The following is a 25,790-nucleotide window of genomic DNA, read 5'->3' as shown; positions in this document are numbered from 1 at the left end:
TGCCTATCATTGGACGGCCCCGGTTGGGGCGACGGCCCCTGTAGCTCAGCGGATAGAGCAAGAGCCTTCTAATCTCTTGGTCGCAGGTTCGAGTCCTGCCGGGGGCGCCGTTCTCGTTCGGCCCCGGGGCGTGCCCGGTCGAAACCCCCGCGACGCCGCGGCGTCCGCTGCCATCATGGGAACCGTCAGCCGCACGAGCGCACTCGTCCCTCCAGGCGCCGCCGCCGCGTGCCCCTGACGGGAGGGGCGGCGGTCAGATGACGGGTCGGACCACGGGAACGAGCCGGGTCCCCATCATCGGCTGGCTGCGCACCTATGACCGCAGCTGGTTGCGTGGCGACCTCATCGCCGGGGTGACCGTGCTCGCGCTGGTCGTCCCCAAGAACCTCGGCTATGCCGGCATCGCCGGGATCCCGCTGCAGAACGGCTTGTATGCCGCGGCGGCCGGCGCGATTCTCTACGCGATCTTCGGCACGAGCCGGCAGATCTCCGTCGGGCCGAGCTCCGGACTGGCGGCCGTGGCCGCGAGCGCCGTCCTCGCCGCCGGCATCGTCGACGAGAAGGCCGTCGCGTCGTTCGTCGCCGGGATCACGCTCGCATCGGGACTGCTGTACCTGGTCGTCGCGGTGCTCAGGATGGGGTGGATCGCGCAGTTCCTCTCGCGCGCCGTCGTCACCGGCTTCCTCTTCGGGGCTGCGCTCGACGTCGTCATCGGTGAGCTGCCCAAGCTCACCGGCACGACGGTCTCGGGCAGCAACCCGATCCAGGAGCTGTGGTCGTGGCTGACGCCCCTCGGAGCAGCGCACGGCACGACGGTCGTGGTCGGCGTCCTCTCGCTCGCCGTCGTCTTCGGGTTGCGGGTCGTCGCGCCGCAGGTGCCCGGGGCTCTCGTGCTGGTGGTCGGCGGCCTGCTGGCCTCGTGGCTGCTGGGTCTCGGCGACCGCGGCGTGGCACTCGTCGGAGACGTGCCGCGAGGCCTGCCGACCGTCGTCGTGCCCGACCTGACCCTGATGTGGGACCACGTCGGAGTCGGGGCCGTCGCTGCCTTCGCGCTCGTGCTCATCGGCTTCTCACAGACCGCCGGCGACGCCCGTGCCTTCGCCGCCAGGCACCGCTACCAGATCGACGTCGACCAGGAGTCGGTGGCTCAGGGAGTCGCCAATGCGGGGGCCGGACTCCTCCAGGGGATGCCGGTCTCGACGAGCCTGTCGGCAAGCTCGCTCAACGACCACTCCGGGGCCAGGTCGGGGCTGGCCTCGCTCACCACCGGGTTCGGCGTCCTGCTGACCCTGCTGTTGCTGGCGCCGCTCTTCTCCGGCCTGCCGAAGCCCGTGCTCGCCGCGATCATCATCGAGGCCGTCGTCATGGGCATGATGGACCTCCCGGAGATGAGGCGGCTCCTCCGGGTCAAGCGGTTCGACTTCGGGGTGGCGCTCGCCGCCCTGCTGGGTGCCCTCGTCTTCGGCGTGCTGGCCGGTGTCCTCATCGGCGTGGCGCTCTCGATCTTCTGGCTCGTCAAGGTCGCGACGAGGCCGCACATCCCGACCCTCGCGCGCGAGCCCGGCACCGACGTCTACCGCGACCTCAGCGACCACCCGGACGGCGAGGTCGTGCCCGGCATCGCGGTGATCCGGATGGACGGCGGCCTCTTCTTCGCCACCTCCGACGCCCTCGAGGACCGGATCAGGGAGGTCATCCACTCGGAGCCGGGGGTCTTCGGCATCGTGCTCGACTGCGGCGGCATCGACTTCGTCGACTCCCAGGGGTCGGCCAAGATGGGCGACGTGCTCGACCTCGCCCACGACTCGGCCGTCGTGCTGCGTCTGGCCCGGCTCAAGGCCTCCGTGCGGGCCACGCTCGAGGTCGACGGGGTGCTGGATCGACTCGGAGCCGACCACGTCCACGGCAACATCTCCCGGGCCGTGCAGGCCGAGCTGCGCGAACGCGCGCAACCACCGGCCGCTCGACCCGACGCGCTGCCCGACCCGTGAGGGGCAGGAACGTCTCGGTTTGGTCTGTTCCGGCTGACAGGAGAAGATGGCCCGCGTGGCGGCTGACTCCGGAGACAACGAGCGGCTCCTCTCGATGGTGCAGGCCCTGCGTTCGACCGTCTCGGACACCTCGTTCCCCCTCGACCTGCCCAGCGCCGCGACCGCCCGGCTCGAGCGCACCCGCCTCCTGAACCAGCTCGACGACTACGTCGTCCCGCGGCTGACGTCTCTCGACGCGCCCCTGCTCGCGGTCGTCGGCGGGTCGACGGGCGCGGGCAAGTCGACCCTCGTCAACTCCGTCGTCGGACGCGAGGTGACGCTGCCCGGCGTGCTGCGGCCGACGACGCGCTCGCCGGTGCTCATCCACCACCCGTCCGACGCCGCGTGGTTCTCCGGATCGCGCGTCCTGCCGGGTCTGGCCCGCATCACCGGCAGACACTCGTCGTCCGACGGTCCGGGCGCGGTGCGTCTCGTCTCGACCGACGAGGTCGCCGCCGGTCTGGCCCTGATCGACGCCCCGGACATCGACAGCGTGGTCGAGACGAACCGCGACCTCGCGACGCAGCTGCTCTCCGCCGCCGACCTCTGGGTGTTCGTCACGACGGCAGCGCGCTACGCCGACGCGGTGCCGTGGCAGCTGCTGCGCGAGGCGTCCGAGCGCGGCACGGCCGTGGCCATCGTCCTCGACCGGGTGCCTCCGAAAGCCGTCGACGAGATCCGCACGCACTTCGCGTCCATGTTGCGCGAGCAGGGCCTCGACCAGGCGCCGATCTTCACGGTGGTCGAGTCCGAGCTCGCGGACGGGCTCCTGCCCCCCGAGCAGACCGCTCGCCTGCGCGGCTGGCTCGCGGCGCTCGCGGGCGACGCCCAGGCACGGGCCGACGTCGTGCGGCAGACACTCCAGGGTGCCCTCGTCTCCCTGGACGCCCTGACCCAGGCGCTGGCCGAGGCCTCGAAGGAGCAGACCGCAGCGGGCCGGGCACTCGTGGCCGCAGCCGCGGCCTCCTACGACGAGGCGAGGCGCCACGTGCGCGAGGGGATGCTCGACGGCACGCTCCTGCGCGGTGAGGTGCTGGCCCGGTGGCAGGAGTTCGTCGGCACCGGTGAGTTCTTCCGTCAGGTCGAGTCGACCGTCTCCCGGGTCCGGGACCGCTTCACGTCCCTCCTCAAGGGTGAGCCGGCGCGTGCCGATGACCTCGGGGAGGCGCTCCAGTCCGGGGTCGAGTCGCTCGTCGTCAACCGCGCCGAGCTGGCCGCGAGCTCGATCGCGCGGGTCTGGCGCACCCTGCCGGGCGGCGACCAGCTGCTCACGGCCGACCCGACGCTCGGGCGTTCCGGCACCGACGTCGACCGGCGCATCCAGCGCCTCGTGCGCGACTGGCAGGGCGACATCCTCCAGATGGTCCGCGACGAGGGTCGGGACCGTCGCACGACCGCACGGATCATGGCCTACGGCGTCAACGGGCTCGGTGTCGTCCTCATGCTCGTGACGTTCGCGAGCACCGCCGGCATCACCGGGGCCGAGGTCGGCATCGCCGGAGGCACCGCCGTCGTCGGTCAGAAGCTGCTCGAGGCCGTGTTCGGCGACCAGGCCGTTCGAGAGCTGGCCCGGAAGGCGCGCGAACAGCTGACCGGTCGCGTCGACGACCTGTATGCCGCCGAGCTCGCCCGCTACCAAGGAGCTGTCACGACATTGCAGGTCGACACCGACCAGACCGAGCGCCTGACCACGGCTGCCGCAGCCGTGAGGGGCGCGCGATGAGCCCGATCAGGATGGGACGTGCCACCGTGCGGGCGGTCTCGGCCGCCGAGCTCGGCACCCGCACCACCGAGTTGTCGTTGGCGCTCGTGTCGGGCGCTGACGAGCTCGACCCCTCCGGAGTCGCGGTCGCGCGGAGGGTCGTCGACAAGGCCGTCGAGCGTTCCGGGATCGGCGGCGACCACACGGTCGTGGCCCTCGCGGGGGCCACGGGCAGCGGCAAGTCCTCACTCTTCAACGCCCTCGTCGGGGCCGACGTCGCGACCATCGGCGCGCGCCGACCGACGACGTCGCGCCCGACCGCCGGTGTGTGGGGTGACCCCGACGCGTCCGAGCTGCTGGACTGGCTCGGCGTCGCCGCCCGCCACGTCGTCGACACCGCCTCCGGTCCGGGGAAGGGCGCCGCCGATGCGGTGGCCGCGCCGACACAGGTCGTGGGATCGCTCGATGGGATGGTGCTGCTCGACCTGCCCGACTTCGACTCGCGCGAGCTCGACCACCGCCAGGAGGCGGAGCGGGTGCTCGAGCTCGTCGACGTCTTCGTCTGGGTGACCGATCCCCAGAAGTACGCCGACGCCCGACTCCACGACGAGTTCGTCAGTCTGCTCTCACAGCACGACGCCGTCACGCTGGCGGTGCTCAACCAGTCGGACCGGCTGACCGCCGAGGCGGTGAAGACCGTCACCGGAGACCTTGCGAAACTGCTCGTCGTAGACGGCGTGGCCGACGCCAAAGTCCTCGCGACGTCGACCGTCACCGGCCAAGGCATACCTGAGTTCACGCAGCGTCTGGCCAATGCCGTTGCGGGACATGCAGCTTCGCGCCAGCGCCTGAAGGCGGACATCATCGGTGCTGCAACGAGGCTGCGGTCCGGGGTCGCCGACGCCGAGGTCGAGGTGGCCGAGGTGCCCCGTGACGAGCTGGATGCCTCGCTGGCCCGTGCAGCCGGAGTCCCGATCGTGCTGGATGCCGTCGAGCGCGACTACCGTCGGGAGGCGTTCGCGCACACCGGCTGGCTGTTCGCCCGCTGGACCAAGGGCTTCGCCGCCGACCCGCTCCGCCGACTGCGCCTCGACCGCACCGGCGGCCGACCACCCATCCCCGTGGAGATCGAGGGAGCCGACGTGCGGGCCCTGCTGGGGCGGTCGTCGATTCCGGCGCCGACCGTCTCGACCGTGTCGGCCGTCGACCTCGCCACCCGTCACTTCGTGCGCGAGGCGTCGCACGGTCTGCCGGTGCGTTGGGCCCAGGCCACAGAGGACGCTGTCGACCGTGGCGACGGCGCCCTGACCGACGCGCTCGACCGAGCCGTCATCGGCACGTCCTTGCGCGCGCGGCGCCCGGTCTGGTGGTTCATGGTCAACGTCCTGCAGTGGGCGTTCGGCGTCGTGGCCCTCGCCGGGCTGATCTGGTATTCCGTCCTGTGGGCCTCCGCGTTCTTGCAGCTCCCGCATCCCGAGACCCCGTCGGTCGGCATCCTGCCGCTGCCGCTCGTCCTGGTCGTCGTCGGTGTCCTCGTCGGCATCGGGCTCGGGATCCTGTCGCGGTGGTGGGCGCGCGTCGGTGCCCGTCACCGCAGGACTGTCGTGGGGAAGCGTCTCACCGAGTCCGTGGCGCTCGTGACCGACGAGCACATCCTCGTCCCGGTCGACGAGGTCCTCGCGCGTCACCGCGAGACCCGCGAGCACCTCGAGGCCGCGACCGGCTGACGCCTGCCGAACGAGGCCTGGGGGGAGCGAGGGAGGCGGAGCGGTCCGCCGGGGCGCTCGTCCACACCCCCGTGGCGGAAGGTCTCCGTGTCCACAGGTGGCCGAGCGGCGCTGTCGGTCAGGACGACCGGGTCCGAAGGTGGTTCCAGGCGGCGCGAGGTCGCCTGCCGAACCCTCTGAGGAGCACCGATGAACGAGACCAGCATCACTGTGCACGGCAACGTCGTGAGCGAGCCCGTCGAGCGACAGGCCCGCAACGGCAGCACCTACACCACCTTCCGCGTCGCGACGACGCCCTACCGCCGCACCCCTGACGGCAAGTTCGTCGACGGCGACACGAGCTTCTACGACGTCATCGCGTTCAACGCCCTCGCGGCCAACGTCGCGTCAGCCCTGCGCAAGGGGCAGCCCGTCATCGTCACGGGGCACATCTCGATCAAGCCGTACCTGAGCAACGACGGCACACCGCGCACATCGCCGCAGATCGACGCCGCCCACATCGGCCACGACATGTCCTGGGGGCGGGCCACGTTCGAGCGCGTCAGCCGGGCGGCAGCACTCGGTCAGGACCGCACCGCCGACCCCGACGTCCAGGCCTCGGTTCGCGCGATGGCCGAGGGGGAGTCGGGACCGTCGGACGTGCGCCCGGCCCACGTCGACGCAGACGGAGTGGTCGACGACGACTACGACGCCGAGTCGGATGGCGCAACGGCCGCGAACATCGACGACGTCCTCGCGACGGGGGATCCCGAGACCGACGACTACGAGGTGGTCGAGCGGCTCACGGCCTGACGGTGGTGGCGGTCAGCGGGCGCGGACACCGATTCGGTGCCGCGCTCGCCGACAGATAGCCTTCTGCGCATGGCCGAGTACATCTACACCATGACCCGTGCGCGCAAGGCACACAACGAGAAGGTCATCCTCGATGACGTCTCGATGTCCTTCTACCCCGGCGCGAAGATCGGCATGGTCGGCCCCAACGGCGCCGGCAAGTCGACGATCCTCAAGATCATGGCGGGACTCGACCAGCCGAGCAACGGTGAGGCCCGCCTGGCCCCGGGCGCGAGCGTGGGCATCCTGCTCCAGGAGCCGCCGCTCAACGAGGACAAGACCGTCCTCGGCAACGTCGAGGAGGGCGCCGGCGAGATCAAGGCCAAGCTCGACCGCTACAACGAGATCTCCGCCCTGATGGCCGACCCCGACGCCGACTACGACGCCCTGCTCACCGAGATGGGCAAGCTGCAGGAGGACATCGACCACGCCGACGCGTGGGACCTCGACAGCCAGCTCGAGCAGGCCATGGACGCCCTTCGCTGCCCGCCGCCGGACTCGCCCGTGACCAACCTGTCCGGTGGTGAGCGTCGCCGCGTCGCGCTGTGCAAGCTGCTCCTGCAGAAGCCCGACCTGCTCCTGCTCGACGAGCCGACGAACCACCTCGACGCCGAGTCGGTGCTCTGGCTGGAGCAGCACCTCGAGACCTACCCCGGTGCTGTCATCGCCGTCACCCACGACCGCTACTTCCTCGACAACGTCGCGCAGTGGATCGCCGAGGTCGACCGCGGTCGGCTCTACCCCTACGAGGGCAACTACTCGACCTACCTCGAGAAGAAGTCCGAGCGCCTCACGATCCAGGGCAAGAAGGACGCCAAGCTGGCCAAGCGGCTCAAGACCGAGCTCGAGTGGGTCCGCAGCAACGCCAAGGGCCGTCAGGTCAAGAGCAAGGCTCGACTGGCCCGCTACGAGGAGATGGCGGCCGAGGCCGAGCGCACGCGCAAGCTCGACTTCGAGGAGCTGCAGATCCCGCCGGGCCCGCGCCTCGGCTCGACGGTCATCGAGGTCAAGAACCTCAAGAAGGGCTTCGGCGACCGGGTCCTCATCGACAACCTGTCGTTCTCACTGCCCCGCAACGGCATCGTCGGCGTCATCGGCCCCAACGGTGTCGGCAAGTCGACCCTCTTCAAGACCATCGTCGGCTTCGAGGAGCCCGACGGCGGCGAGGTGAAGATCGGCGAGACCGTCAAGATCTCCTACGTCGACCAGGGCCGTGAAGGCCTCGACCCCAAGAAGAACCTCTGGGAGATCGTGTCCGACGGCCTCGACCACATGAAGGTCGGCAACGTCGAGATCCCGTCGCGGGCCTACGTGTCGCAGTTCGGCTTCAAGGGCCCCGACCAGCAGAAGCTCTCCGGCGTCCTGTCCGGTGGTGAGCGCAACCGTCTCAACCTCGCGCTCACCCTCAAGCAGGGCGGCAACCTCCTGCTCCTCGACGAGCCGACCAACGACCTCGACGTCGAGACCCTCGGCTCGCTCGAGAACGCGCTGCTCGAGTTCTCGGGCTGCGCGGTCGTCATCACCCACGACCGGTGGTTCCTCGACCGGGTCGCGACGCACATCCTCGCCTACGAGGGCACCGAGGAGAATCCCGCCAACTGGTACTGGTTCGAGGGCAACTTCGAGTCCTACGAGGCCAACAAGGTCGAGCGCCTGGGTCCGGAGGCAGCCCGACCGCACCGCGTCACCTACCGCAAGCTGACGCGCGACTGATCGCGCGAGCGACGGCGACGCCGTCGACGAGAGGGCCGGGATGCACCCGCATCCCGGCCCTCTGGCGTCAGATCCAGCCCTTGCGCCGGAAGACGCCGTAGAGCGTGACGGCCACGCCGGCGATGACAGCCGCACTGAAGAGCACACCCCAGGGGCGCCCGAAGCCGGGGTAGGGCACGTTCTGGCCGAACCATCCCGTCACCGCGGTCGGGACGGCGATGATCGCGGCCCAGCCGGTGAGCTTCTTCATGACCGTGTTGAGCCGGGCGTCCTGCAGCGACAGGTTGGTCTCGAAGATCGTCGTCACCATGTCGCGCAGCGACTCGGTCCACTCGGCGGCGCGGAGGACGTGGTCGTAGAGGTCGTCGTAGAAGCCGTCGAGCTCGGTGTGCCGCTGGTCGAGCTCGCCCCGGTGCCGGAGCACCGCGTTGACGACGTCGCGCATCGGCAGCACGACACGTCGCAGCTCGACGAGCTCCTTGCGCAGCCGGTAGGTGCGCACCTGGACGGCGTGCGTCCGGCTGCTCTCGTCGAAGAGCAGGTCTTCGAGGTCCTCGATCGCGTCGTCGAGCTGCTGGATCGCCTCGAAGTGCCCGTCGACCACGGTGTCGAGCAGCCCGTGCACGAGCGCTCCGACGCCGAGGTCGAGCAGCTCGGGGTCGTCGTTCCACCGGTCGAGCACCTGCTGCATGTCGACGTCGTCGCTGCCGCGGACGGTGATGATGCCCCCGGGGAGCACGAAGGCCGAGATCCGTGCCGTGCGCAGGCGGGACTCCGGCCCCGGGGGCTCGGGGTCGCGTGCGTCCGTGGCGGTGCCGCCGGGCTCGAGCCGTGTGGCGTAGACGGTGATGAAGGTGTGCTTGGCGTGCCGGGTCGCCTTCGGTCGCTCGCCGGCGGAGACGGCGTCCTCGACGGCGTGCGGGTCGAGCCCGAGCTCTGCGGACAGGGCGCGCAGCCCGGTATGGTCCGGCTCGCACAGGTCGACCCAGATGAGCGAGTTCTCACGCTCGAGGAGCTCGGACACGTCCTCGAGGGGGAAGCCCTCGTCGACGACCTTGCCGTGCTCCCACCGGCAGGAGGTGATGCGTCCGGCTGCGTTGTTGCCCACTCGCCCAGTCTCTCAGTCGATCTCCCTCGAGAGTGAGACGTGGGCGGGTGCGCCGGGTTCGGGATCAGGCGATGAGGGGGGTGACGTCGTGGGCTGTGGGGCGCTCGCCCAGCGCGAGCTGCCAGGCGTTCGCGAGGCGGCGCCCCACCTCGTCAGCCTCGTCGGGGGCGACGCAGAAGGGCACCCGGACCCACCGGGTGAAGCCACCCTCGACCCCGAACTGGCTGCCGCGGGCCAGTCGCACGCCGGCGGACTCGGCGACCCGGGCCAGCTCGTCGCCGCGGGCCTCGGGCAGCTCGCACCAGAGGTTCAGACCGCCGGTGGGCACGGTGAAGCGCCAGTCGGGCACGTGCTGCCGGAGCGCCACGACGAGGGCGTCGCGGCGCGCACGAGCCTCCCGACGCCGTTCGGCCAGGAGTGCCTCGCCCTGGCGGAGCAGGTCGGTGACGACGAGCTGCTCGAGGATCGCGGTGCCGAGGTCAAGACTGTGGCGCGCCTCGATGACGGACTCCGCGCGGCCCTCGGGGGCCCGTACCCACCCGACGCGCAGGCCGCCCCACCACGTCTTGCCGGCGCTGCCGAGGGTGTGGGCCCCGCGTGACGAGGCGGCGAAGGGAGCCGGACGCGTGGCGGTGGCTGACGTGTCGAGTCCGAGCTCGACGAACGTCTCGTCGACGACGGGCATCGCCTTCGTCCGGGCGAGCACCTGTGCGAGCGCCTCACGTGTCGGGGTGTCCATGACGAGCCCGGTCGGGTTCTGGTGGTCGGGGATGAGGTATGCCGCCCGGGCGCCGCTCTGACGCAGGCCGACCTCGATCGCGTCGACGTCCCACCCGGTCGCGGTCAACTGGGTCGGCACCGCGCGGTAGGCGGAGCGTCGCACTCCCACAACGGCATTCGGGTAGGTGGGACTCTCGACGAGGACGCGGTCCCCGACGTCGAGGTGGGCGCGCAGCACAGCCGACAGGCCGCTGTGCGCGCCCGAGGTGATGACCACCTGGTCCGGCGAGGTGGCAAGCCCCCGTCCGTCGAACCACCGTGCGACCGCTGCCCGGGTCTCGGGGAGGCCGCGCGGGTCGTAGCCCGCCGTCGCGAGGAACCGGGGGAGCTCCGCGAGCGCCCGCTCGTAGGCCGCGGTGACCCCGGCGGCGGCAGGGAGGGCGGCATACGTGAGGTCGATGACGTCGGGCGGGACGTCGGTGGGGATGAGGCCGGCCTGCGAGAGCGCCAGTCCTGACGGACCCGTCGGCAGGCAGACGACGCTGCCCGAGCCTCGACGAGTCGCGATGAAACCCTCGTCGCGTAGCGCGTCGAGCGCCGCGCCGACGGTGGTCCGGCTGAGGCCGAGCTCGGTCGTCAGCGTGCGCTCGCTCGGCAGGCGCGTGCCGACGAGGAGCCTCCCGTCGGAGACGAGGCGTCGGATGCCGTCCGCGAGGCTGCGGTAGGCCGGCCGGGGGAGCGGGTCAGCGCCGAGGAGCAGTGCCAGGGAGCGGGCCGAGACGGTGCGCACCGGTCCACTGTCGCACGACTGGCCCTTAAAAGTCAGTCCACTGCGCCGTCATGATGGACGGCATGCGCCGTCATGTCCAGCTTGCGAACCTCACCCCGCGCCAGCAGCTGCGCGCCGGACTGCTGCCACGCCGGCTTGCCCAGCTCATGGCCGGCCTCGTCCTCTATGGCGTGTCGATGGCGATGATGATCCGTTCGACGCTCGGCCTCGACCCGTGGGACGTCTTCCATGCGGGCATCGCGACGCACGTGCCGCTGACGTTCGGCCAGGTCACGATCATCGTCGGCGCCCTCGTCCTGCTGCTCTGGGTGCCGTTGCGGCAGTGGCCCGGGCTCGGCACGGTGGCCAACGTCGTCGTCATCGGTCTCGCCGCCGACGCGGGCCTGGCGCTCATCGCCTCACCCGAGTCGATGTGGGCACGCGTCCTGCTGCTCGGCTTCGGCATCGTCCTCAACGGAGTCGCCGGCGGGCTCTACATCGGCAGCCAGCTCGGCCCCGGTCCGCGTGACGGACTCATGACGGGCTTCGCGCGCCGCACCGGCCTGTCCATCCGTCTGGTGCGCACGACCATCGAGGTGGTCGTGCTGTCCGTGGGCTGGCTGCTCGGCGGCCCCGTCGGCCTCGGCACCGTGCTGTATGCCGTGTCGATCGGCCCGCTCGTCCAGTTCTTCCTGCCCCGCCTGACGGTCGACCTGGCAGGCGTCAGGCGCCGAGGCGCCACGAGTGAAGGACCCGGCATGAGCCCGGTTCGTACCACGCGAGGTCGAGTCGTTCGGCCCGACAGTGCGCCGGGACGTGCGGACCGACGAGGTCGCGCGTCGAGTCCTCGGTGACGTCGTCGCCCAGCGCGTCGAGCGTCAGGTGCGGGACGACGTCACCGAACCGGCCGGCATACGGCGGGCACTGCGGGAAGGCGGCCCAGAGCCTCGTGGTGAGGGCGGCGAAGGGGCCCGTGGGCTCGGGCAGGAGGTGCACGATGCCGTTGGGGAAGGTGTCGAGCTCCGCCAGGGTGAAGTCGAAGTGCCTGGTGGTGGAGGCGATCTCGGCGACCTTGTCGAGCACCTCGGCCGTGAGGTCGGCTCCGTCGAGGAACGGTGCGAGCGCGGTGACGTGGGCGTGCACGAAGCCCGGGGCGGTCGAGAGGTAGTCGGTGTCGTAGTGCCCGGTGCGGGCACGCACGAACGGCTCGAGCTCGGGCACCGGCACCTGGAGCACCGAGTGACCCCTGACGGCCGGTGGCGCGCTCAGCGTCCGGCACCCACGAGCCGGAGCGCGAGGGCGGCGTTCGTCGCGCCGATCTCGGCCGGGGTGCGCCGGATCGTCGGGGAGTACCAGCGGGCCACGTCGACGACGATCGAGAGCAGGGCCAGTGCGGTGTCGGCGCTGTCGTCGACGGAGAAGGTGGCGTCGGCGACGCCGCGGTCGAGGACGTCGCGCACGAGCGAGTCCATCTCCTTGCGCAGGGCGAGGACCTCGGCATGGTGCTCGGGGGTCAGGTGGTGGTGCTCGTACTGCACGACTCGCGCCACCTGGTACTGCTCGACGTGCCACTCGGTGAAGCGGGCCATGGCGGTGACGAGCTGCTCGGCCGGGGTCGCCCCGTCCGCGATGGCCGAGCGCAGCAGTCGGAGGGCCGACTCGTGCCCACTGCGGCTCAGGGCGAAGAGCAGCTCCTCCTTGGAGCCGAAGTGGACGTAGACGCCGGCGGGGGAGAGTCCGGCCCCGGACGCGATGTCGCGAGTCGTCGTGGCGTGGAAGCCCTTGTCTGCGAACGCGTGGGCTGCGGCTTGCAGGAGTCTCTCGACCGTGGACGCGTCCGGGTCGGACGTCCGGGCGCCTGCGGCTGGCGGGGTCGTGGTGGGCTGCGGCACGTTGACAGCATGCCGCAGGGGAGGGAAACTAAGCAAGCGCTTAGTTACCGGTGGGTACCGGCGCAACGCACCCGTGAGCACGCCCGATGGAGGACGCCATGCCCCGCAACATCTACGACGAGGACCACGAGGCGATGCGCGCGTCGGCGCGCGAGTTCGTCAGCCGCACGCTCGCGCCCCGCGCGCAGGAGATGATCGAGGGCAAGTCGATCCCGCGCGACATCTGGCTCGAGGCCGGCAAGCAGGGCTTCTTCGGCCTCGACATCCCCGAGGAGTTCGGCGGCGCCGGGGTCGACGACTACCGCTTCAACGCCGTCGTCGCCGAGGAGATGTCCCGCTTCAACGCGGCGACGAGCTCCTGCTTCGGCATCCACTCCGACGTGTGCCCGCCCTACATCGTCGACCTCGGCACCGAGGAGCAGAAGCAGCGCTGGCTGCCCGGCATGGCGAGCGGCCAGCTCATCTGCGCCATCGCGATGACCGAGCCCTCCGGCGGCTCCGACCTCGCAGCCCTCAAGACGACCGCGGTCCGCGACGGTGATGCCTGGGTCCTCAACGGCTCCAAGACCTTCATCACCAACGGCTACCAGGCCGACCTCGTCATCGTGGCGGCCCGGACCGACCCGTCGAAGGGCGCCAAGGGCATCACGTTGCTCATGGTCGAGCGCGGCATGGAGGGCTTCGTCAACGGGCGCAAGCTCGACAAGGTCGGGATGGACGAGTCCGACACGGCCGAGCTCTTCTTCGAGAACGTGCGTGTCCCCGACGAGAACCGTCTCGGACCTGAGGGAATGGGGTTCATCTCGATGATGCAGCGCCTCCCGCAGGAGCGCGTCGGCGCCGCGGTCTCCAACGTCGCCCACGCCAAGGCGATCCTCGAGGAGACCATCCAGTACGCCAAGGACCGCAAGGCCTTCGGCCAGCCGATCGGCGCCTTCCAGCACAACAAGTTCCTCATGGCCGAGCTCGTCACGAAGATCGAGGTGGCGGAGGCCTACGTCGACGACTGCGTCGCCGCCCACGCCGAGGGCAAGCTGTCCGCGGTCGACGCCGCCAAGGCGAAGTGGTGGAGCTCGCAGGTGCAGAACGACGTGCTCGACCACTGCGTCCAGCTGCACGGCGGCTACGGCTTCATGAACGAGTACCGCGTGGCCCGCGCCTGGCGCGACGCCCGGGTCACGAAGATCTGGGCCGGCTCGAACGAGATCATGAAGGAGCTCATCGGCCGGGACCTCGGCTTCTGATGGGGGCCACCCGCAACGGCGGACGCCACGAGGGCGCCGTCGCGATCATCACGGGCGCCAGCCGAGGGATCGGCCTCGGCATCGCCGAGCGCCTCGTCGCCGAGGGTGCGAAGGTCGTCATCACCGCCCGGCGGCCCGAGGCGCTGGCGGCGGCCGTCGAGCAGCTGGGCGGCACCGAGAACGCCCTCGGCATCGCGGGCAACGCGGCCGACGAGGCGCACCAGGACGAGGTCATCGCCAGGGCCCGTGAGACGTTCGGCGGGCTGCACCTGCTCGTCAACAACACCGGCATCAACCCGGTCTACGGCCCGATGCTCGACTCGGGGCTCGACATCGCGCGCAAGGTGCTCGACGTCAACGTCGTCGCCGCCTTCTCGTGGATCAAGAAGGCCGTCGCCGCCGGGCTGGGCGACGAGAGCCATCCCGGTGCCGTGGTCAACCTCGCCTCGGTCGCCGGTCAGGGCGCCAGCGGCGTCATCGGCTGGTACGGCGTGTCCAAGGCGGCACTCATCCACCTGACGACCGAGCTGGGCTACGAGCTCGGTCCCGACGTCCGTGTCAACGCCGTCGCCCCCGCCGTCGTCAAGACGAAGTTCGCCGAGGCGCTGTACGAGGGACGTGAGGAGAAGGTGGTCCGCGCCTACCCGATGAAGCGGCTCGGCCTGCCCGAGGACGTCGCCGGCGCCGTCAGCTTCCTGCTGAGCAGCGATGCCTCGTGGGTCACCGGGCAGACGTTGACCATCGACGGCGGCGTGACGCTGGGCGGGGCCCTCTAGCCAGGGGCCGCGACCGATCTCCCGGGTCGACCTCGCCCCCACCGGCGCTGTCTCCACGCCGACCGGACCGGGTACAAGACTCGCGGACGCCCTGGCTGAGCAGCGTCTTCTCGCCGTTCGCCGTCGACGCCCCCCTCGGGGCATGTCGACCGGCATACGGCCGCCTTGCGCTCGACGGGCCTCGGCAGGGAAGAATGCGCTCTGCGGCCATCGTCGTCCGCTGGTGGCCACGCAGTGGCGCCGCGGCGCCGCGCCGCAACCGAACGACGGAAAGTAGCAGTTCATGGAGATCTGGCCGGGCAAGCCCTACCCCCTCGGGGCAACGTACGACGGGTCCGGGGTCAACTTCGCGGTCTTCTCCGAGGCTGCCGAGCGCGTCGAGCTGTGCCTGCTCGACGACGACCTCGCCGAGACGCGCCTCGACCTGCCCGAGACGGACGGCTTCGTCTGGCACGGCTACGTCCCCTACGTGCAGCCGGGGCAGCGCTACGGGTTCCGCGTGCACGGGCCCTACGATCCCGAGCACGGCCATCGCTGCAACCCGAGCAAGTTCCTGCTCGACCCGTACGCCAAGGCGATCGAGGGGCAGGCCGAGAACGACCAGTCGCTCTACTCGTACACCTTCGGTGACGAGGACGCGGCGACGACGACGGAGATCAACACCGACGACAGCGTGCGCCACACGATGCACTCCGTCGTCATCAACCCGTTCTTCGACTGGGGCGACGACCGTCCGCCCCGCCACGAGTACCACGAGAGCATCATCTACGAGGCCCACGTCAAGGGCCTGACGATGCTCCACCCGGAGATCCCCGAGGAGATCCGCGGCACCTACGCCGGCATCGGCCACCCCGCCATGATCAAGCACCTGAGCGAGCTGGGCATCACCGCCATCGAGCTGATGCCGGTGCACCAGTTCGTCCAGGACGCGCCCCTCGTCGACCGTGGACTGTCGAACTACTGGGGCTACAACACCATCGGCTTCCTCGCGCCGCACAACGAGTACGCGGCCGGCGGGCAGCGCGGGCAGCAGGTCCTCGAGTTCAAGGCCATGGTCAAGGAGCTGCACGCGGCCGACATCGAGGTCATCCTCGACGTCGTCTACAACCACACGGCCGAGGGCAACCACATGGGGCCGACGCTCGCGTTCCGCGGGCTCGACAACAACAGCTACTACCGCCTCGTCAGTGACGACCTGACGCACTACTACGACACGACCGGCACCGGCAACAGCCTCCTCATGCGCAGCCCGCACGTGCTGCAGCTGATCATGGACTCGCTGCGCTACTGGGTCACCGAGATGCACGTCGACGGCTTCCGGTTCGACCTCGCTGCGACCCTGGCCCGCCAGTTCCACGAGGTCGACAAGCTGTCCGCCTTCTTCGACCTCATCCAGCAGGACCCGGTCGTCAGCCAGGTCAAGCTCATCGCCGAGCCGTGGGACGTCGGCGAGGGTGGCTACCAGGTCGGCAACTTCCCGCCGCTGTGGACCGAGTGGAACGGGAAGTACCGCGACACCGTGCGCGACTTCTGGCGCGGCGAGGGTGGCGCCCTCGGCGAGTTCGCGTCTCGCTTCACAGGATCCAGCGACCTCTACGAGCACTCCGGCCGCAAGCCGATCGCCTCGATCAACTTCGTCACCGCCCATGACGGGTTCACCCTGCGCGACCTCGTGTCCTACAACGAGAAGCACAACGAGGCCAACGGCGAGGGCAACAACGACGGCGAGAGCCACAACCGCTCGTGGAACTGCGGCGTCGAGGGCCCGACGGACGATCCCGGGATCCGCGACCTGCGCCTGCGTCAGCAGCGCAACTTCCTCACCACCCTGCTCTTCTCGCAGGGCGTGCCGATGATGCTCCACGGCGACGAGCTCGGTCGCACCCAGAGCGGCAACAACAACGGCTACTGCCAGGACAACGACATCTCGTGGATCCAGTGGATCCTCGACGAGGACGACCAGAAGCTCCTCGCCTTCACGCAGTCGCTGGTGAAGCTGCGTCGGGAGCACCCGGTCTTCCGACGCCGTCGGTTCTTCGCGGGCAGCGCCGACCACGGCGGCGAGAGCGAGCTCGGCGACATCGCCTGGTTCACCCCCGAGGCCCAGCACATGGACGAGGAGGACTGGAGCAACGGCCTGGCCAAGTCGCTCATGATCTTCCTCAACGGCTCGGCGATCCCCGAGCCGGACCCGCGCGGGCAGCAGATCCTCGACGACTCGTTCCTCGTCATGTTCAACGCGCACGACGAGCCGCTCGCGTTCACGCTGCCCGAGGAGGAGTACGGCGCGCACTGGCTCCCGGTCATCGACACGGCGCTGCATGAGATCGACGCCAGCCCGCTCGACCCGACGTGGCAGATCCAGGTCCAGCCGCGCAGCATCGTCGTCCTGAGGTGTCCGCGCGTGGAGGTCTCGCCGGTTGTCCCCGGCGTCACCCTGGAGGCCACCGCGTGAGGTACGCCAACGCACCCGTCTCCACCTTCCGTCTCCAGCTCGAGCCGGACTTCACCCTCGACGACGCGGTCGCGCAGGTGGATCACCTTGCGACACTGGGGATCACGCACCTCTACCTGTCGCCCGTCCTGCAGGCGACTGTCGGCTCCAAGCACGGATACGACGTCACCGACCACACGACGGTCGCCGAGGGACTCGGCGGCGACGCCGGGTTCGCGCGCCTCGTCGAGGCCGCCCACGCAGCCGGCCTCGGTGTCGTCGTCGACGTCGTGCCGAACCACATGACCACCCCGACGCCGCTCTCGCTCAACCGTCCGCTGTGGTCGGTGCTCCGCGAGGGCCGACAGTCGGCATACGCCACGTGGTTCGACGTCGACTGGGACGCCCAGGGCGGCCGCATCCTCATGCCTGTGCTCGGTTCGCCGCTCGACGAGGTGCTCGCAGCGGGCGAGATCTCCGTCGGAGAGCACGAGGGTGAGCCGGTCGTGCAGTACTACGACCACGTCTTCCCGCTCGCCCCCGGGACCGACCCGGGAACGCCGCTGGCTGACCTCCTCGACGCCCAGCACTACCAGCTCGCGTCGTGGACGGTCGGGGACTCGGAGCTGAACTACCGTCGCTTCTTCGACGTCACCTCCCTCATCGCGGTGCGCGTCGAGGATCCCGAGGTTTTCGACGCCACCCACGCGCTGCTCGTCGACGGCGTCCGCTCCGGCGCCATCGACGGCCTGCGCATCGACCACCCCGATGGCCTCGCCGACCCCGAGGGCTACCTCGAGCGACTCGGCGAGGCGACCGGTGACGCGTGGGTCGTCGTCGAGAAGATCCTCGAGGGGTCGGAGCAGCTGCCGCACGGGTGGCGGACGGCCGGGACGACCGGATACGACGCCCTGCTGCGCGTCGGCGGCCTCTTCGTCGACCCGGCCGGTGCGCAGCCGCTCGACGACCTCTCGACGGAGCTGCTCGGCGAGCGACAGGACCTCGAGGCCATCGTCACGGCGTCGAAGCGGTGGGTCGTGCAGGTCATGCTCGCCACCGAGGTGAGCCGGCTGCTGCGACTCGTCGCACGGGCGCGGCCCGACCTCGACGCCGACGCGGCGCGTCAGGTCATCGAGGCGATGCTCGTCGGCATGGACCGCTATCGCGTCTACCTGCGGCCGGGCACGCCTCCCCACCCGCACGACGCTGACGAGCTCCAGTCGGCCGTGTCGCGCGGCGAGGAGAGCGCGCGTGGGGCCCTCGACCGTGGGACCGTCGAGGCCGTCGTCGACCTCGCGCTGGGGCAGGCGTCACCCGACGACCAGGCCGCCGCTGACGAGTTCGTCGTCCGGTTCCAGCAGACGTGCGGTCCGGCCATGGCCAAGGCGATCGAGGACACGGCGTACTACCGCTACCTGCGCCTCGTCGGGCTCAACGAGGTGGGCGGCGATCCCACCCTGGTGGGCGTGCCGACCCAAGAGTTCCACGAGTTCGCGCAGGACCTGCTGGGCGCGTGGCCGCAGTCGATGACGACGCTCTCGACCCACGACACCAAGCGCGCGGAGGACGTCCGGGCGCGGCTCTTCGTCCTCGCCGAGCGACCCGACGCGTGGGCGTCCTGGGTGCGCACGGCCCGTGAGCTCGCTGCACCGGTGCGAGCCGAGGAGCTCGACGTGCTCACCGAGTACTTCCTGTGGCAGACCCTCGTCGGCGCGTGGCCGATCAGCGAGGACCGCCTGCAGGCCTACGCCCTCAAGGCGATCCGGGAGTCGAAGCTCTACACGCGGTGGACCGAGCCCGACGAGGCCTACGAGTCGGCCGTCGAGCGCTTCGTCTCCGGAGTCGTGACGACGCCCGAGATCGTGGCTCATGTCGAGTCCTGGGTCGGGTCGACGAGACGCGAGACGCGGGCGAACGTGCTCGGTCAGAAGCTCGTCCAGCTGACGATGCCGGGCGTGCCGGACGTCTACCAGGGCACGGACCTCGTCGACCTCTCCCTCGTCGACCCGGACAACCGCCGCGCGGTCGATTACGCGGAGCGTCGGGGTCGCCTCGCACGTCTCGACGGTGGTGCCGTCCCGGCCGACCTGCACGACGAGAAGCTGCTCGTGACGAGCGCAGCCCTGCGCACGCGCCGGGAGCGGGCGGACTTCTTCACGGGGGAGAACGCGACGTACCTCCCCGTGGCGACGACGTCCGAGCACGCCGTGGCGTTCGGTCGCGGCACGGGCGAGGCCGTCGAGGTCGTCACGGTGGTGACCCGTCTTGCCGGACGGCTCGCGGATGCCGGCGGTTACGGCGAGGCCACGGTGGAGCTGCCCGAGGGCCGCTGGTCCGACGTCATCTCGTCGCGGACGTTCGTTGGTGGAGCGACTCCTCTCGCGGACGTCGTGGGCGCAGGTCTGCCGGTCGCCCTGCTCGTGCGGGTACGGGACGAGTCATGACCTCCGAGACCGAAAGCATCCGCGTCTGGGCGCCCTCTGCGTCCCGGGTCGACATCCTCGTCACGCCGCTCGAGGGCCAGCACGAGCCGACGACGGCTGTGCGACGTCACGCCATGACCGCCGAGGACGGCGGCTGGTGGTCGTGGCCGCGCCCCGACCAGGGCGCGCTGGACTACTCCTTCAGCGTCAACGGCGGGGATCCGCGTCCCGACCCGCGCAGTGCCTGGCTGCCTCACGGCGTCCACGGGGCGAGCCGCACCTATGACGCGGCGGCGTACGCCTGGAGCGACGCGAGCTGGCCCGGCACCCGCGACGGCCGCGGCGTGCTCGGCGGGGTCGTCTACGAGATGCACGTCGGCACGTTCACGCCCGAGGGCACCTTCGATGCGGCGATCGGCCACCTGGGGCACCTCGTCGATCTCGGCGTCGACGTCGTCGAGGTCATGCCCGTCGCGGCCTTCGGGGGGACGCACGGCTGGGGCTACGACGGGGTCGCGCCGTATGCCGTCCAGCAGGCCTACGGCGGTCCGGCCGCGTTCCAGCGCTTCGTCGACGCGTGCCACGCACGCGGCCTCGGAGTCTGCCTCGACGTCGTCTACAACCACCTCGGACCCACGGGCAACTACCTCGCCGAGTTCGGGCCCTACTTCACCGACACCCACACCACGCCGTGGGGGCCGGCCGTCAACCTGGATGCCGACGGCAGCCACGAGGTGCGCCGCTGGGTGATCGACAACGCCCTGCGCTGGTTCCGTGACTTCCACGTCGACGCGCTCCGTCTGGACGCCGTGCACGAGCTGCGTGACGAGTCCGAGCCCCACGTCCTCGCCCAGCTGTCCGACGAGACCGCTTCTCTCGCAATGGAGCTCGGGCGTCCGCTCGACCTCATCGCCGAGAGTGACCTCAACGACGCCGTCATGGTGACGCCGACCGGTGAGGGCGGCCGGGGCATGACGGCGCAGTGGGACGACGACATCCACCACGCGCTCCATGTCGCGCTGACGGGGGAGACGCAGGGCTACTACGCCGACTTCGCCGGTGGCACGGAGGCGTGGCCCGAGGGGGGTCCCATCTCCGTGCTGGCCAAGACGCTCTCCGAGGCGTTCCTGCACGACGGCCGCATGTCGACCTTCCGCGGTTCCGTATGGGGCGCGCGCGTCGACCGGGAGGCGCGGTCGGGGCACCAGTTCCTCGCCTACCTCCAGACCCATGACCAGGTCGGCAACCGCGCCACCGGCGACCGCATCAGCGATCAGGTTTCCCCGGGTCGTCAAGCCGTCGGCGCCGCGCTCTACCTGCTCTCACCCTTCACGGCGATGGTCTTCATGGGTGAGGAGTGGCGCGCCAGCACCCCGTTCGCCTTCTTCACCTCGTTCGAGGAGGACTGGCTCGCCGAGGCCGTCCGCTCGGGCCGGCGTGCCGAGTTCGCCGCCCACGGGTGGGACGAGGCGGACGTGCCGGACCCGCAGGACCCCGCGACGCGAGCGCACAGCGTGCTCGACTGGAGCGAGCCGAGCGCGCCCGGGCACAACGAGATGCTGCACTTCTACCGTGAGCTGATCAAGGTGCGCCGGACACAGCCCGACGTCGCGTCCGGCGACCTCCGCGCCACGTCGGTTCGGTTCGACGAGGACGCGGAGTGGATCATCATGTCGCGCGGCTCCGTCCATGTCGTCGCCAACCTGGCGGGTCGCGCGCAGGTGGTGCCCTTCCACGGCGAGGTCGAGCACGTGCTCGCGTCCTGGGGTCGGGCCCCGATCGTCGACTCGCACGGCGTCGGACTCGACGGCCACGACGTGGCGGTCCTGCGCACGACGGTCTGACGCGCCCACTCGACCGGCCCCGTCACACCACCCCGCGAGGTGTGCGTGTGGTGACGGGGCCAGCCGAGTGTGCAGACGCGCCTCTGGCCCGACGACGATGTGGGGCCGCGCCAGACGGTCGCGCCTCAGGACTGCTTGACGCGGACCATGCCCTCCTGGGCCGTCGTGGCGACGAGGGTGCCGTCCTGGCTGAAGATCTCGCCGATCGACAGGCCTCGGCCGCTCACGGCGGACGGCGACTGCTGGGCGTAGAGCAGCCACTCGTCGGCGCGGACGTCGCGGTGGAACCACATCGAGTGGTCCAGGCTCGCGACCCGGAGCCGTCGGTCGGTCCAGACGAGGCCGTGCCGGCGGAGCACCGGCTCGAGCAGCGAGTAGTCGCTCGAGTAGGCGAGGACCGCGGCGTGCAGGAGGGGATCGTCGGGGAGCCGGGCAACCGCACGCATCCACACGTGGTTCGCCGCGACCTGCTCGGGACCCGCATCGAGGAACATGTTGCTCTCGACGGGACGCAGCTCGATGGGGCGCGCCTCTGCGATGTGGCGGGCGCCGGGGTGGTCGACGCCGCGGAAGGCGTCCGCCAGCGAGACGAGGCCCTCGGGCCCGGGCACGTGCGGCATCGCGTTCTGGTGGTCGAGGCCCCCGGCCCGCTCCTGGAAGGAGCAGGTCATCGACATGATCGGCGCGCCCTTCTGGACCGCATGCACGCGCCTGGTGGAGAAGGAGTTGCCGTCGCGCATCTCCTCGACGGCGAAGCGGATCGGCAGCGTGTCGTCGCCCGGCCGCATGAAGTAGCCGTGGAGCGAGTGGATGGGGCGCGACCCGTCGCCGTCGTTGAGGTCGCGCACGGTGATGCCGGCGGCCATGACGCACTGGGCCAGGACCTGTCCACCGAACACGCGGCCATGGGGCATCTTCTGGCTGCGGCCCTCGAAGACCCGCGCGGACGCGGCGCCGATCGACTCGGCGGCGTCGCGCCCCTGGACGTCCGTGACGGCGATGTGGGCCGTGCCGACGTCCTCGAGGGTCAGCACCTCGATGAGGTCGTCGAGCGGGGGGAGCGGGCGCGGCTCGGAGGGGGCGTCTGCAGTCACGGGACGACCCTAGTGGCAGCGACCGAGTCGCCGTCGCAGCCCGCGACCGGTGTCACGCCTCCATGGCCAGCGCCATCGGGAGCACGGCCGGCGCACCGGCGTCACGGAGGAGGCCGGCGCAGACGGTCAGGGTCCAGCGGGAGTCGCTGACGTCGTCGAGCAGCAGCACCGGCCCGGGTATGCCAGTCAGGGCGTTCCCGAGCTCGGGCCCCACCGCGAGTCGTCCCCAGACGTTGGCCAGCCGAAAGGCGCTGTTACCGCCCGGCTCGCCGACGGGACCGCCCTCGACGAGGTCGAGCGCCCCCAGGTAGGGCAGGCGCCCGAGCCGACCGATGCCTTCGGCCAACGAGCTGACGAGCAGCGGCCGTCGGCGCGAGGGGACCGACACGATCGCCGCGGGCCGCTCCCGCCAGCCCCAGCCTGCGAGGACGTCGACGCACGCTCGCAGGACCTCGGCCGGGACCTCCCGGTCCTCGCCCCTGAGCAGCTCGCGCAGACGCTGGCCCCACCCGAGGTCGCTCAGGCGGGCGACGGCTCGGCCTTCGTCCATGGCGACCGAGGGCGCGATCTTTCCCTTGAACGGGACGCCGAGGCGGTCCATGCCGGACGGCCACTGGGCGCGCGCGTCGAGCACGACACCAGGTCGCTCGAGGCGTGACCGGGCCGTGTTGACCGCGGCCTCGGGGATCGTCGTGTCGAACCAGGGCCCGACGCACCGGTCGCACCGGCCGCAGGGCTCGGCGGAGTCGTCGTCGAGGGTCTCCTGGAGGAAGGCCATGCGACAGCGGTCCGTGCGTTCGTAGTCGACCATGAGCTGCTGCTCGAGCTCCCGGGCCTCGGTGACTCGGCCGTAGCGCTCGGCGTCGTAGGTCCACGGCTCGCCGGTGGCGGTCCAGCCGCCGGGCACGCGGTGGACGGCGCCGTCGACGTCGAGCACCTTGAGGAGCAGCTCGAGGCGAGTGCGGCGCACGTCGACGATGGTCTCCAGTGCCACCGTCGAGAGGGCCTTGGGGGACTCGGTCAGTGCACGCACGACGGCGTCTGCCTGATCCTGCTTGGGCATCGAGGCCGAGGCGAAGTAGCGCCAGATGTCCTTGTCCTCGGGGCCGGGCATGAGCAGCACGTCGGCACGCTCGGTGGCGCGGCCCGCGCGACCGACCTGCTGGTAGTAGGCGACCGGCGACGACGGGGCGCCGAGGTGCAGGACGAAACCGAGATCGGGCTTGTCGAAACCCATGCCGAGAGCCGAGGTCGCGATGAGGGCCTTGACCTCGTTGTCGCGCAGCGCCTCCTCGAGCCGGATCCGCTCGGACGGCTCGGTGCGTCCGGTGTAGGCGGCCACCTGGTGTCCTGCCTCGCGGAGCGCCGCTGCGACGTCTTCGGCGGCCGCCACCGTGAGCGCGTAGACGATGCCCGAGCCGGGCAGCTCGCCCAGGTGGGCGATGAGCCAGGCGAGGCGCTGCTCCGGGGCCGCGAGGGGCAGCACGCCGAGACGCAGCGACGCCCGGGCCAGGGGCCCTCGCAGCGTCAGGACGTCGCGGCCGCCAGCCCCCAGCTGCTCGACGACGTCGGTGACGACGCGCGCGTTGGCCGTCGCTGTCGTCGCCAGGACCGGTGTGCGCTCGGGCAGCGTCGTCAGCAGGTCGCGGATGCGCCGGTAGTCCGGTCGGAAGTCGTGGCCCCAGTCGCTGATGCAGTGGGCCTCGTCGACGACGAGCAGTCCGCACGTCTCGGCGAGCGCGGGCAGCTGCTCGTCGCGGAAGCGCGGGTTGTTGAGGCGTTCGGGGCTGACGAGCAGCACGTCGACCTCGCCACGTGCGAGAGCGCCGGACACGGCGCCCCACTCCTCGGCGTTCGTCGAGTTGAGCGTGACGGCCCTGATGCCCGCGCGCTGGGCAGCCGCGATCTGGTCGCGCATCAGCGCCAACAGGGGGCTGACGATGACGGTGGGACCCGCGCCCTCGGCCCGCCGGAGGGCGGTGGCCACGAAGTAGACGGCCGACTTGCCCCAGCCGGTACGTTGCACGACGAGCACGCGGCGCCGCCCGGCCACGAGCTCGTTGATCGCCTCGAGCTGGCCGTCGCGGAAGTCGACGTCCTCTCGGCCGACGAGCCGACGGAGCGCGGTGGTCGCTCGGTCGCGGAGGGCTGGGTCGACGTCGGCGACGGACGGTGCGGAGGGGGCCGAGGTGGAGGGTGACGTCATGGCACCCAACCTACGTGGCCGCACCGACCGGCCCGACCGGCATACGCAGGCTGTGGACGCACGGGCCGTCCACGGAGGGGATGTGGACGAGCGTGGCCGCTCAGGGCTGGAAGGATGGGGCCTATGACGGAGACGAGCGACGTGACCGGCACCCCTCCCGAGGCCGAACCACAGGCGAGGCCGTATGCCGCGCAGGTCTCGTTGCGCTGGTCCGACATGGACGCGTACGCCCACATCAACAACGTGCAGTTCCTCCGGCTGCTCGAGGATGCGCGAGTCATCGCCTTCCGCGACTGGTTCGACGGCGGGGGAGCGGGCGACAAGACCATGCTCGACGAGGGCGTGCTCGTGTCGCGTCACGAGATCGAGTACCGCCGCCCCCTGGGTTTCCGGCATGCGCCCGTGGAGATCCAGATGTGGGTCTCGCGGATCGGCGGGGCGGGTTTCGACGTCGCCTACATCGTGACCGACCCCGACGGCGTGGGCGACGGTGAGCGACCGGTCTACGCCGTCGCGGAGACCGAGCTCGCGCTCTACGACTTCGCGAGCGAGGCGCCCCGGCGCATGCGACCCGACGAGCGTGCGTCGGTCCGGGCCCACCTCGGCGAGCCTGCGCCGTTCCGGAGGCGGCGTCGGTGACCGACACCACGCACATCGACTTCGGCGACCCGCGCGGGCTCGCCGACCTCGGCACCTACCTCGCCCGCGCGAGCCGGGCCAACCCCGACGGCGCGGTGCGCCTCCAGGTGCTCGGTGACCTGCTCGTCACGACCGTCGCGGTCATCGAGGGGACCGGGCTCCTGGGCGACGGCACGGTGCTAGGGATGCGCGTCGTCACGATCGCACCGTCCGCCGCGGTGGACACGACCGTGTCGATCGCGTCCGTCAACGACCGTCTGGCGCGTGACGGGAACACCGCCGTGCTCAGCGTCCCCCCGACCACCGTGCGTGCTCCGTGGAGCGGACTCACGCCGCCGCGTGACGGATGGGAGCCTGTGGGTCAGCTCGACGGCCGGGTCATCGAATCCATTGCGCTCCAAGGCATCTCGCAGGTCGCGGAGGGCACGCCCGCCAATGCCGGTGGTCACGCGGTCGACTCCCTGAGACGGCGCACCTGGGGTGCGATGAGCGACACCGTGCCGCCCATCGCCGCCGGCCTCGCCTTCGGCGCGCACGTGCTGGGCTTCACCGCAGCGGGGGAGGGCGCGTCGATCGCGGCCCACGGCCGGTGGACCCGCCTCAGCACCTCGCGGGGTCACGTCCTCGTCCGCTGAACC

General features: G+C 71.0%; 18 protein-coding genes, 1 tRNA gene and 1 pseudogene. 14 read left to right on the top strand and 6 right to left on the bottom strand.

The genetic code is table 11. The features are described 5' to 3' along the window. Positions 1-34 precede the first annotated feature (34 nt). The 6 genes from AC1DIW_RS14460 (at position 35) to ettA (ending at position 8,003) form a co-directional block, all read left to right on the top strand. Positions 35-107, top strand: a tRNA-Arg gene (locus AC1DIW_RS14460). A gap of 150 nt (positions 108-257) precedes the next feature. Continuing rightward, positions 258-1,991: a SulP family inorganic anion transporter gene (locus AC1DIW_RS14455; RefSeq protein ID WP_478109008.1), complete on the top strand. Its 1,734-nt coding sequence runs from the start codon at positions 258-260 to the stop codon at positions 1,989-1,991. Between the two features lie 94 nt (positions 1,992-2,085). Then, complete coding sequence (locus AC1DIW_RS14450; protein WP_478109198.1) at positions 2,086-3,753, top strand: dynamin family protein; 1,668 nt, start codon at positions 2,086-2,088, stop codon at positions 3,751-3,753. Further along, positions 3,750-5,459 (top strand): GTPase, encoded by a 1,710-nt coding sequence (locus tag AC1DIW_RS14445; protein WP_478109007.1) that lies wholly within the window; start codon positions 3,750-3,752, stop codon positions 5,457-5,459. The genes AC1DIW_RS14450 and AC1DIW_RS14445 overlap by 4 nt, the downstream gene beginning before the upstream one ends. 189 nt (positions 5,460-5,648) lie before the next feature. Continuing rightward, positions 5,649-6,251 (top strand): single-stranded DNA-binding protein, encoded by a 603-nt coding sequence (locus AC1DIW_RS14440; protein ID WP_478109005.1) that lies wholly within the window; start codon positions 5,649-5,651, stop codon positions 6,249-6,251. A gap of 69 nt (positions 6,252-6,320) precedes the next feature. After that, positions 6,321-8,003 (top strand): energy-dependent translational throttle protein EttA, encoded by a 1,683-nt coding sequence (gene ettA, locus AC1DIW_RS14435; RefSeq protein WP_442280368.1) that lies wholly within the window; start codon positions 6,321-6,323, stop codon positions 8,001-8,003. 67 nt (positions 8,004-8,070) lie between these two features. Here the strand turns inward: ettA and AC1DIW_RS14430 are convergent, their stop codons facing one another. Beyond that, the gene (locus tag AC1DIW_RS14430) at positions 8,071-9,111 is read right to left on the bottom strand and encodes a magnesium transporter CorA family protein (protein ID WP_478109003.1); all 1,041 of its coding nucleotides are present in this window, start codon (positions 9,109-9,111) and stop codon (positions 8,071-8,073) included. A gap of 64 nt (positions 9,112-9,175) precedes the next feature. Further along, the gene (yczR, locus tag AC1DIW_RS14425) at positions 9,176-10,621 is read right to left on the bottom strand and encodes a MocR-like transcription factor YczR (protein WP_478109002.1); all 1,446 of its coding nucleotides are present in this window, start codon (positions 10,619-10,621) and stop codon (positions 9,176-9,178) included. Between the two features lie 62 nt (positions 10,622-10,683). On the opposite strand from yczR, the gene yczE reads away from it, so the two are divergent. After that, positions 10,684-11,454: a membrane protein YczE gene (gene yczE, locus AC1DIW_RS14420; RefSeq protein ID WP_478109000.1), complete on the top strand. Its 771-nt coding sequence runs from the start codon at positions 10,684-10,686 to the stop codon at positions 11,452-11,454. On the opposite strand, the pseudogene AC1DIW_RS14415 reads toward yczE, so the two are convergent. Next, positions 11,429-11,800 (bottom strand): annotated as a pseudogene (locus tag AC1DIW_RS14415) (2'-5' RNA ligase family protein); the annotation flags it as partial. The gene yczE and the pseudogene AC1DIW_RS14415 overlap by 26 nt on opposite strands. A gap of 65 nt (positions 11,801-11,865) precedes the next feature. Then, positions 11,866-12,492: a TetR/AcrR family transcriptional regulator gene (locus AC1DIW_RS14410; RefSeq protein WP_442280364.1), complete on the bottom strand. Its 627-nt coding sequence runs from the start codon at positions 12,490-12,492 to the stop codon at positions 11,866-11,868. A gap of 98 nt (positions 12,493-12,590) precedes the next feature. On the opposite strand from AC1DIW_RS14410, the gene AC1DIW_RS14405 reads away from it, so the two are divergent. From AC1DIW_RS14405 to treZ, 5 genes are all read left to right on the top strand, one after another. Continuing rightward, positions 12,591-13,736 (top strand): acyl-CoA dehydrogenase family protein, encoded by a 1,146-nt coding sequence (locus AC1DIW_RS14405; protein ID WP_478108998.1) that lies wholly within the window; start codon positions 12,591-12,593, stop codon positions 13,734-13,736. Next, positions 13,736-14,512: an SDR family oxidoreductase gene (locus AC1DIW_RS14400; RefSeq protein ID WP_478108996.1), complete on the top strand. Its 777-nt coding sequence runs from the start codon at positions 13,736-13,738 to the stop codon at positions 14,510-14,512. Before AC1DIW_RS14405 ends, AC1DIW_RS14400 begins: the two co-directional genes overlap by 1 nt. A 283-nt stretch (positions 14,513-14,795) precedes the next feature. Continuing rightward, positions 14,796-16,967 (top strand): glycogen debranching protein GlgX, encoded by a 2,172-nt coding sequence (gene glgX / locus AC1DIW_RS14395; protein ID WP_442280361.1) that lies wholly within the window; start codon positions 14,796-14,798, stop codon positions 16,965-16,967. Next, positions 16,964-19,390 (top strand): malto-oligosyltrehalose synthase, encoded by a 2,427-nt coding sequence (gene treY / locus AC1DIW_RS14390; RefSeq protein ID WP_478108994.1) that lies wholly within the window; start codon positions 16,964-16,966, stop codon positions 19,388-19,390. The genes glgX and treY overlap by 4 nt, the downstream gene beginning before the upstream one ends. Further along, positions 19,387-21,213 carry a malto-oligosyltrehalose trehalohydrolase gene (gene treZ / locus AC1DIW_RS14385; protein WP_478108993.1) on the top strand — a complete coding sequence of 609 codons (1,827 nt, stop codon included), beginning with the start codon at positions 19,387-19,389 and terminating at the stop codon, positions 21,211-21,213. Before treY ends, treZ begins: the two co-directional genes overlap by 4 nt. Positions 21,214-21,338: 125 nt before the next feature. Here treZ and AC1DIW_RS14380 read toward each other — a convergent pair whose 3' ends face one another. Continuing rightward, the gene (locus AC1DIW_RS14380) at positions 21,339-22,307 is read right to left on the bottom strand and encodes an acyl-CoA thioesterase (protein WP_442280358.1); all 969 of its coding nucleotides are present in this window, start codon (positions 22,305-22,307) and stop codon (positions 21,339-21,341) included. A gap of 52 nt (positions 22,308-22,359) precedes the next feature. After that, positions 22,360-24,513, bottom strand: a complete 2,154-nt coding sequence (locus tag AC1DIW_RS14375) for a RecQ family ATP-dependent DNA helicase (RefSeq protein WP_478108991.1) — start codon at positions 24,511-24,513, stop codon at positions 22,360-22,362. 123 nt (positions 24,514-24,636) lie between these two features. On the opposite strand from AC1DIW_RS14375, the gene AC1DIW_RS14370 reads away from it, so the two are divergent. Next, positions 24,637-25,152, top strand: a complete 516-nt coding sequence (locus AC1DIW_RS14370) for an acyl-CoA thioesterase (protein ID WP_478108990.1) — start codon at positions 24,637-24,639, stop codon at positions 25,150-25,152. Next, positions 25,149-25,787: a DUF8185 domain-containing protein gene (locus AC1DIW_RS14365; RefSeq protein WP_478108988.1), complete on the top strand. Its 639-nt coding sequence runs from the start codon at positions 25,149-25,151 to the stop codon at positions 25,785-25,787. Before AC1DIW_RS14370 ends, AC1DIW_RS14365 begins: the two co-directional genes overlap by 4 nt. Positions 25,788-25,790: the final 3 nt, after the last annotated feature.

The organism is Terrabacter sp. 01T434, from assembly GCF_056398545.1.
The sequence above is the reverse complement of the archived record's forward strand: the minus strand, read 5'-3'. Positions and strand labels throughout refer to the sequence as shown.

Excerpts from the sequence above, each read along its gene's own strand:
- AC1DIW_RS14455 (WP_478109008.1), top strand. The coding sequence starts at position 258 with ATGACGGGTCGGACCACGGGAACGAGCCGGGTCCCCATCATCGGCTGG.
- AC1DIW_RS14450 (WP_478109198.1), top strand. The coding sequence starts at position 2,086 with ATGGTGCAGGCCCTGCGTTCGACCGTCTCGGACACCTCGTTCCCCCTC.
- AC1DIW_RS14445 (WP_478109007.1), top strand. The coding sequence starts at position 3,750 with ATGAGCCCGATCAGGATGGGACGTGCCACCGTGCGGGCGGTCTCGGCC.
- AC1DIW_RS14440 (WP_478109005.1), top strand. The coding sequence starts at position 5,649 with ATGAACGAGACCAGCATCACTGTGCACGGCAACGTCGTGAGCGAGCCC.
- ettA (WP_442280368.1), top strand. The coding sequence starts at position 6,321 with ATGGCCGAGTACATCTACACCATGACCCGTGCGCGCAAGGCACACAAC.
- yczE (WP_478109000.1), top strand. The coding sequence starts at position 10,684 with ATGCGCCGTCATGTCCAGCTTGCGAACCTCACCCCGCGCCAGCAGCTG.
- AC1DIW_RS14405 (WP_478108998.1), top strand. The coding sequence starts at position 12,591 with ATGCCCCGCAACATCTACGACGAGGACCACGAGGCGATGCGCGCGTCG.
- AC1DIW_RS14400 (WP_478108996.1), top strand. The coding sequence starts at position 13,736 with ATGGGGGCCACCCGCAACGGCGGACGCCACGAGGGCGCCGTCGCGATC.
- glgX (WP_442280361.1), top strand. The coding sequence starts at position 14,796 with ATGGAGATCTGGCCGGGCAAGCCCTACCCCCTCGGGGCAACGTACGAC.
- treZ (WP_478108993.1), top strand. The coding sequence starts at position 19,387 with ATGACCTCCGAGACCGAAAGCATCCGCGTCTGGGCGCCCTCTGCGTCC.
- AC1DIW_RS14375 (WP_478108991.1), bottom strand. The coding sequence starts at position 24,513 with ATGACGTCACCCTCCACCTCGGCCCCCTCCGCACCGTCCGTCGCCGAC.
- AC1DIW_RS14370 (WP_478108990.1), top strand. The coding sequence starts at position 24,637 with ATGACGGAGACGAGCGACGTGACCGGCACCCCTCCCGAGGCCGAACCA.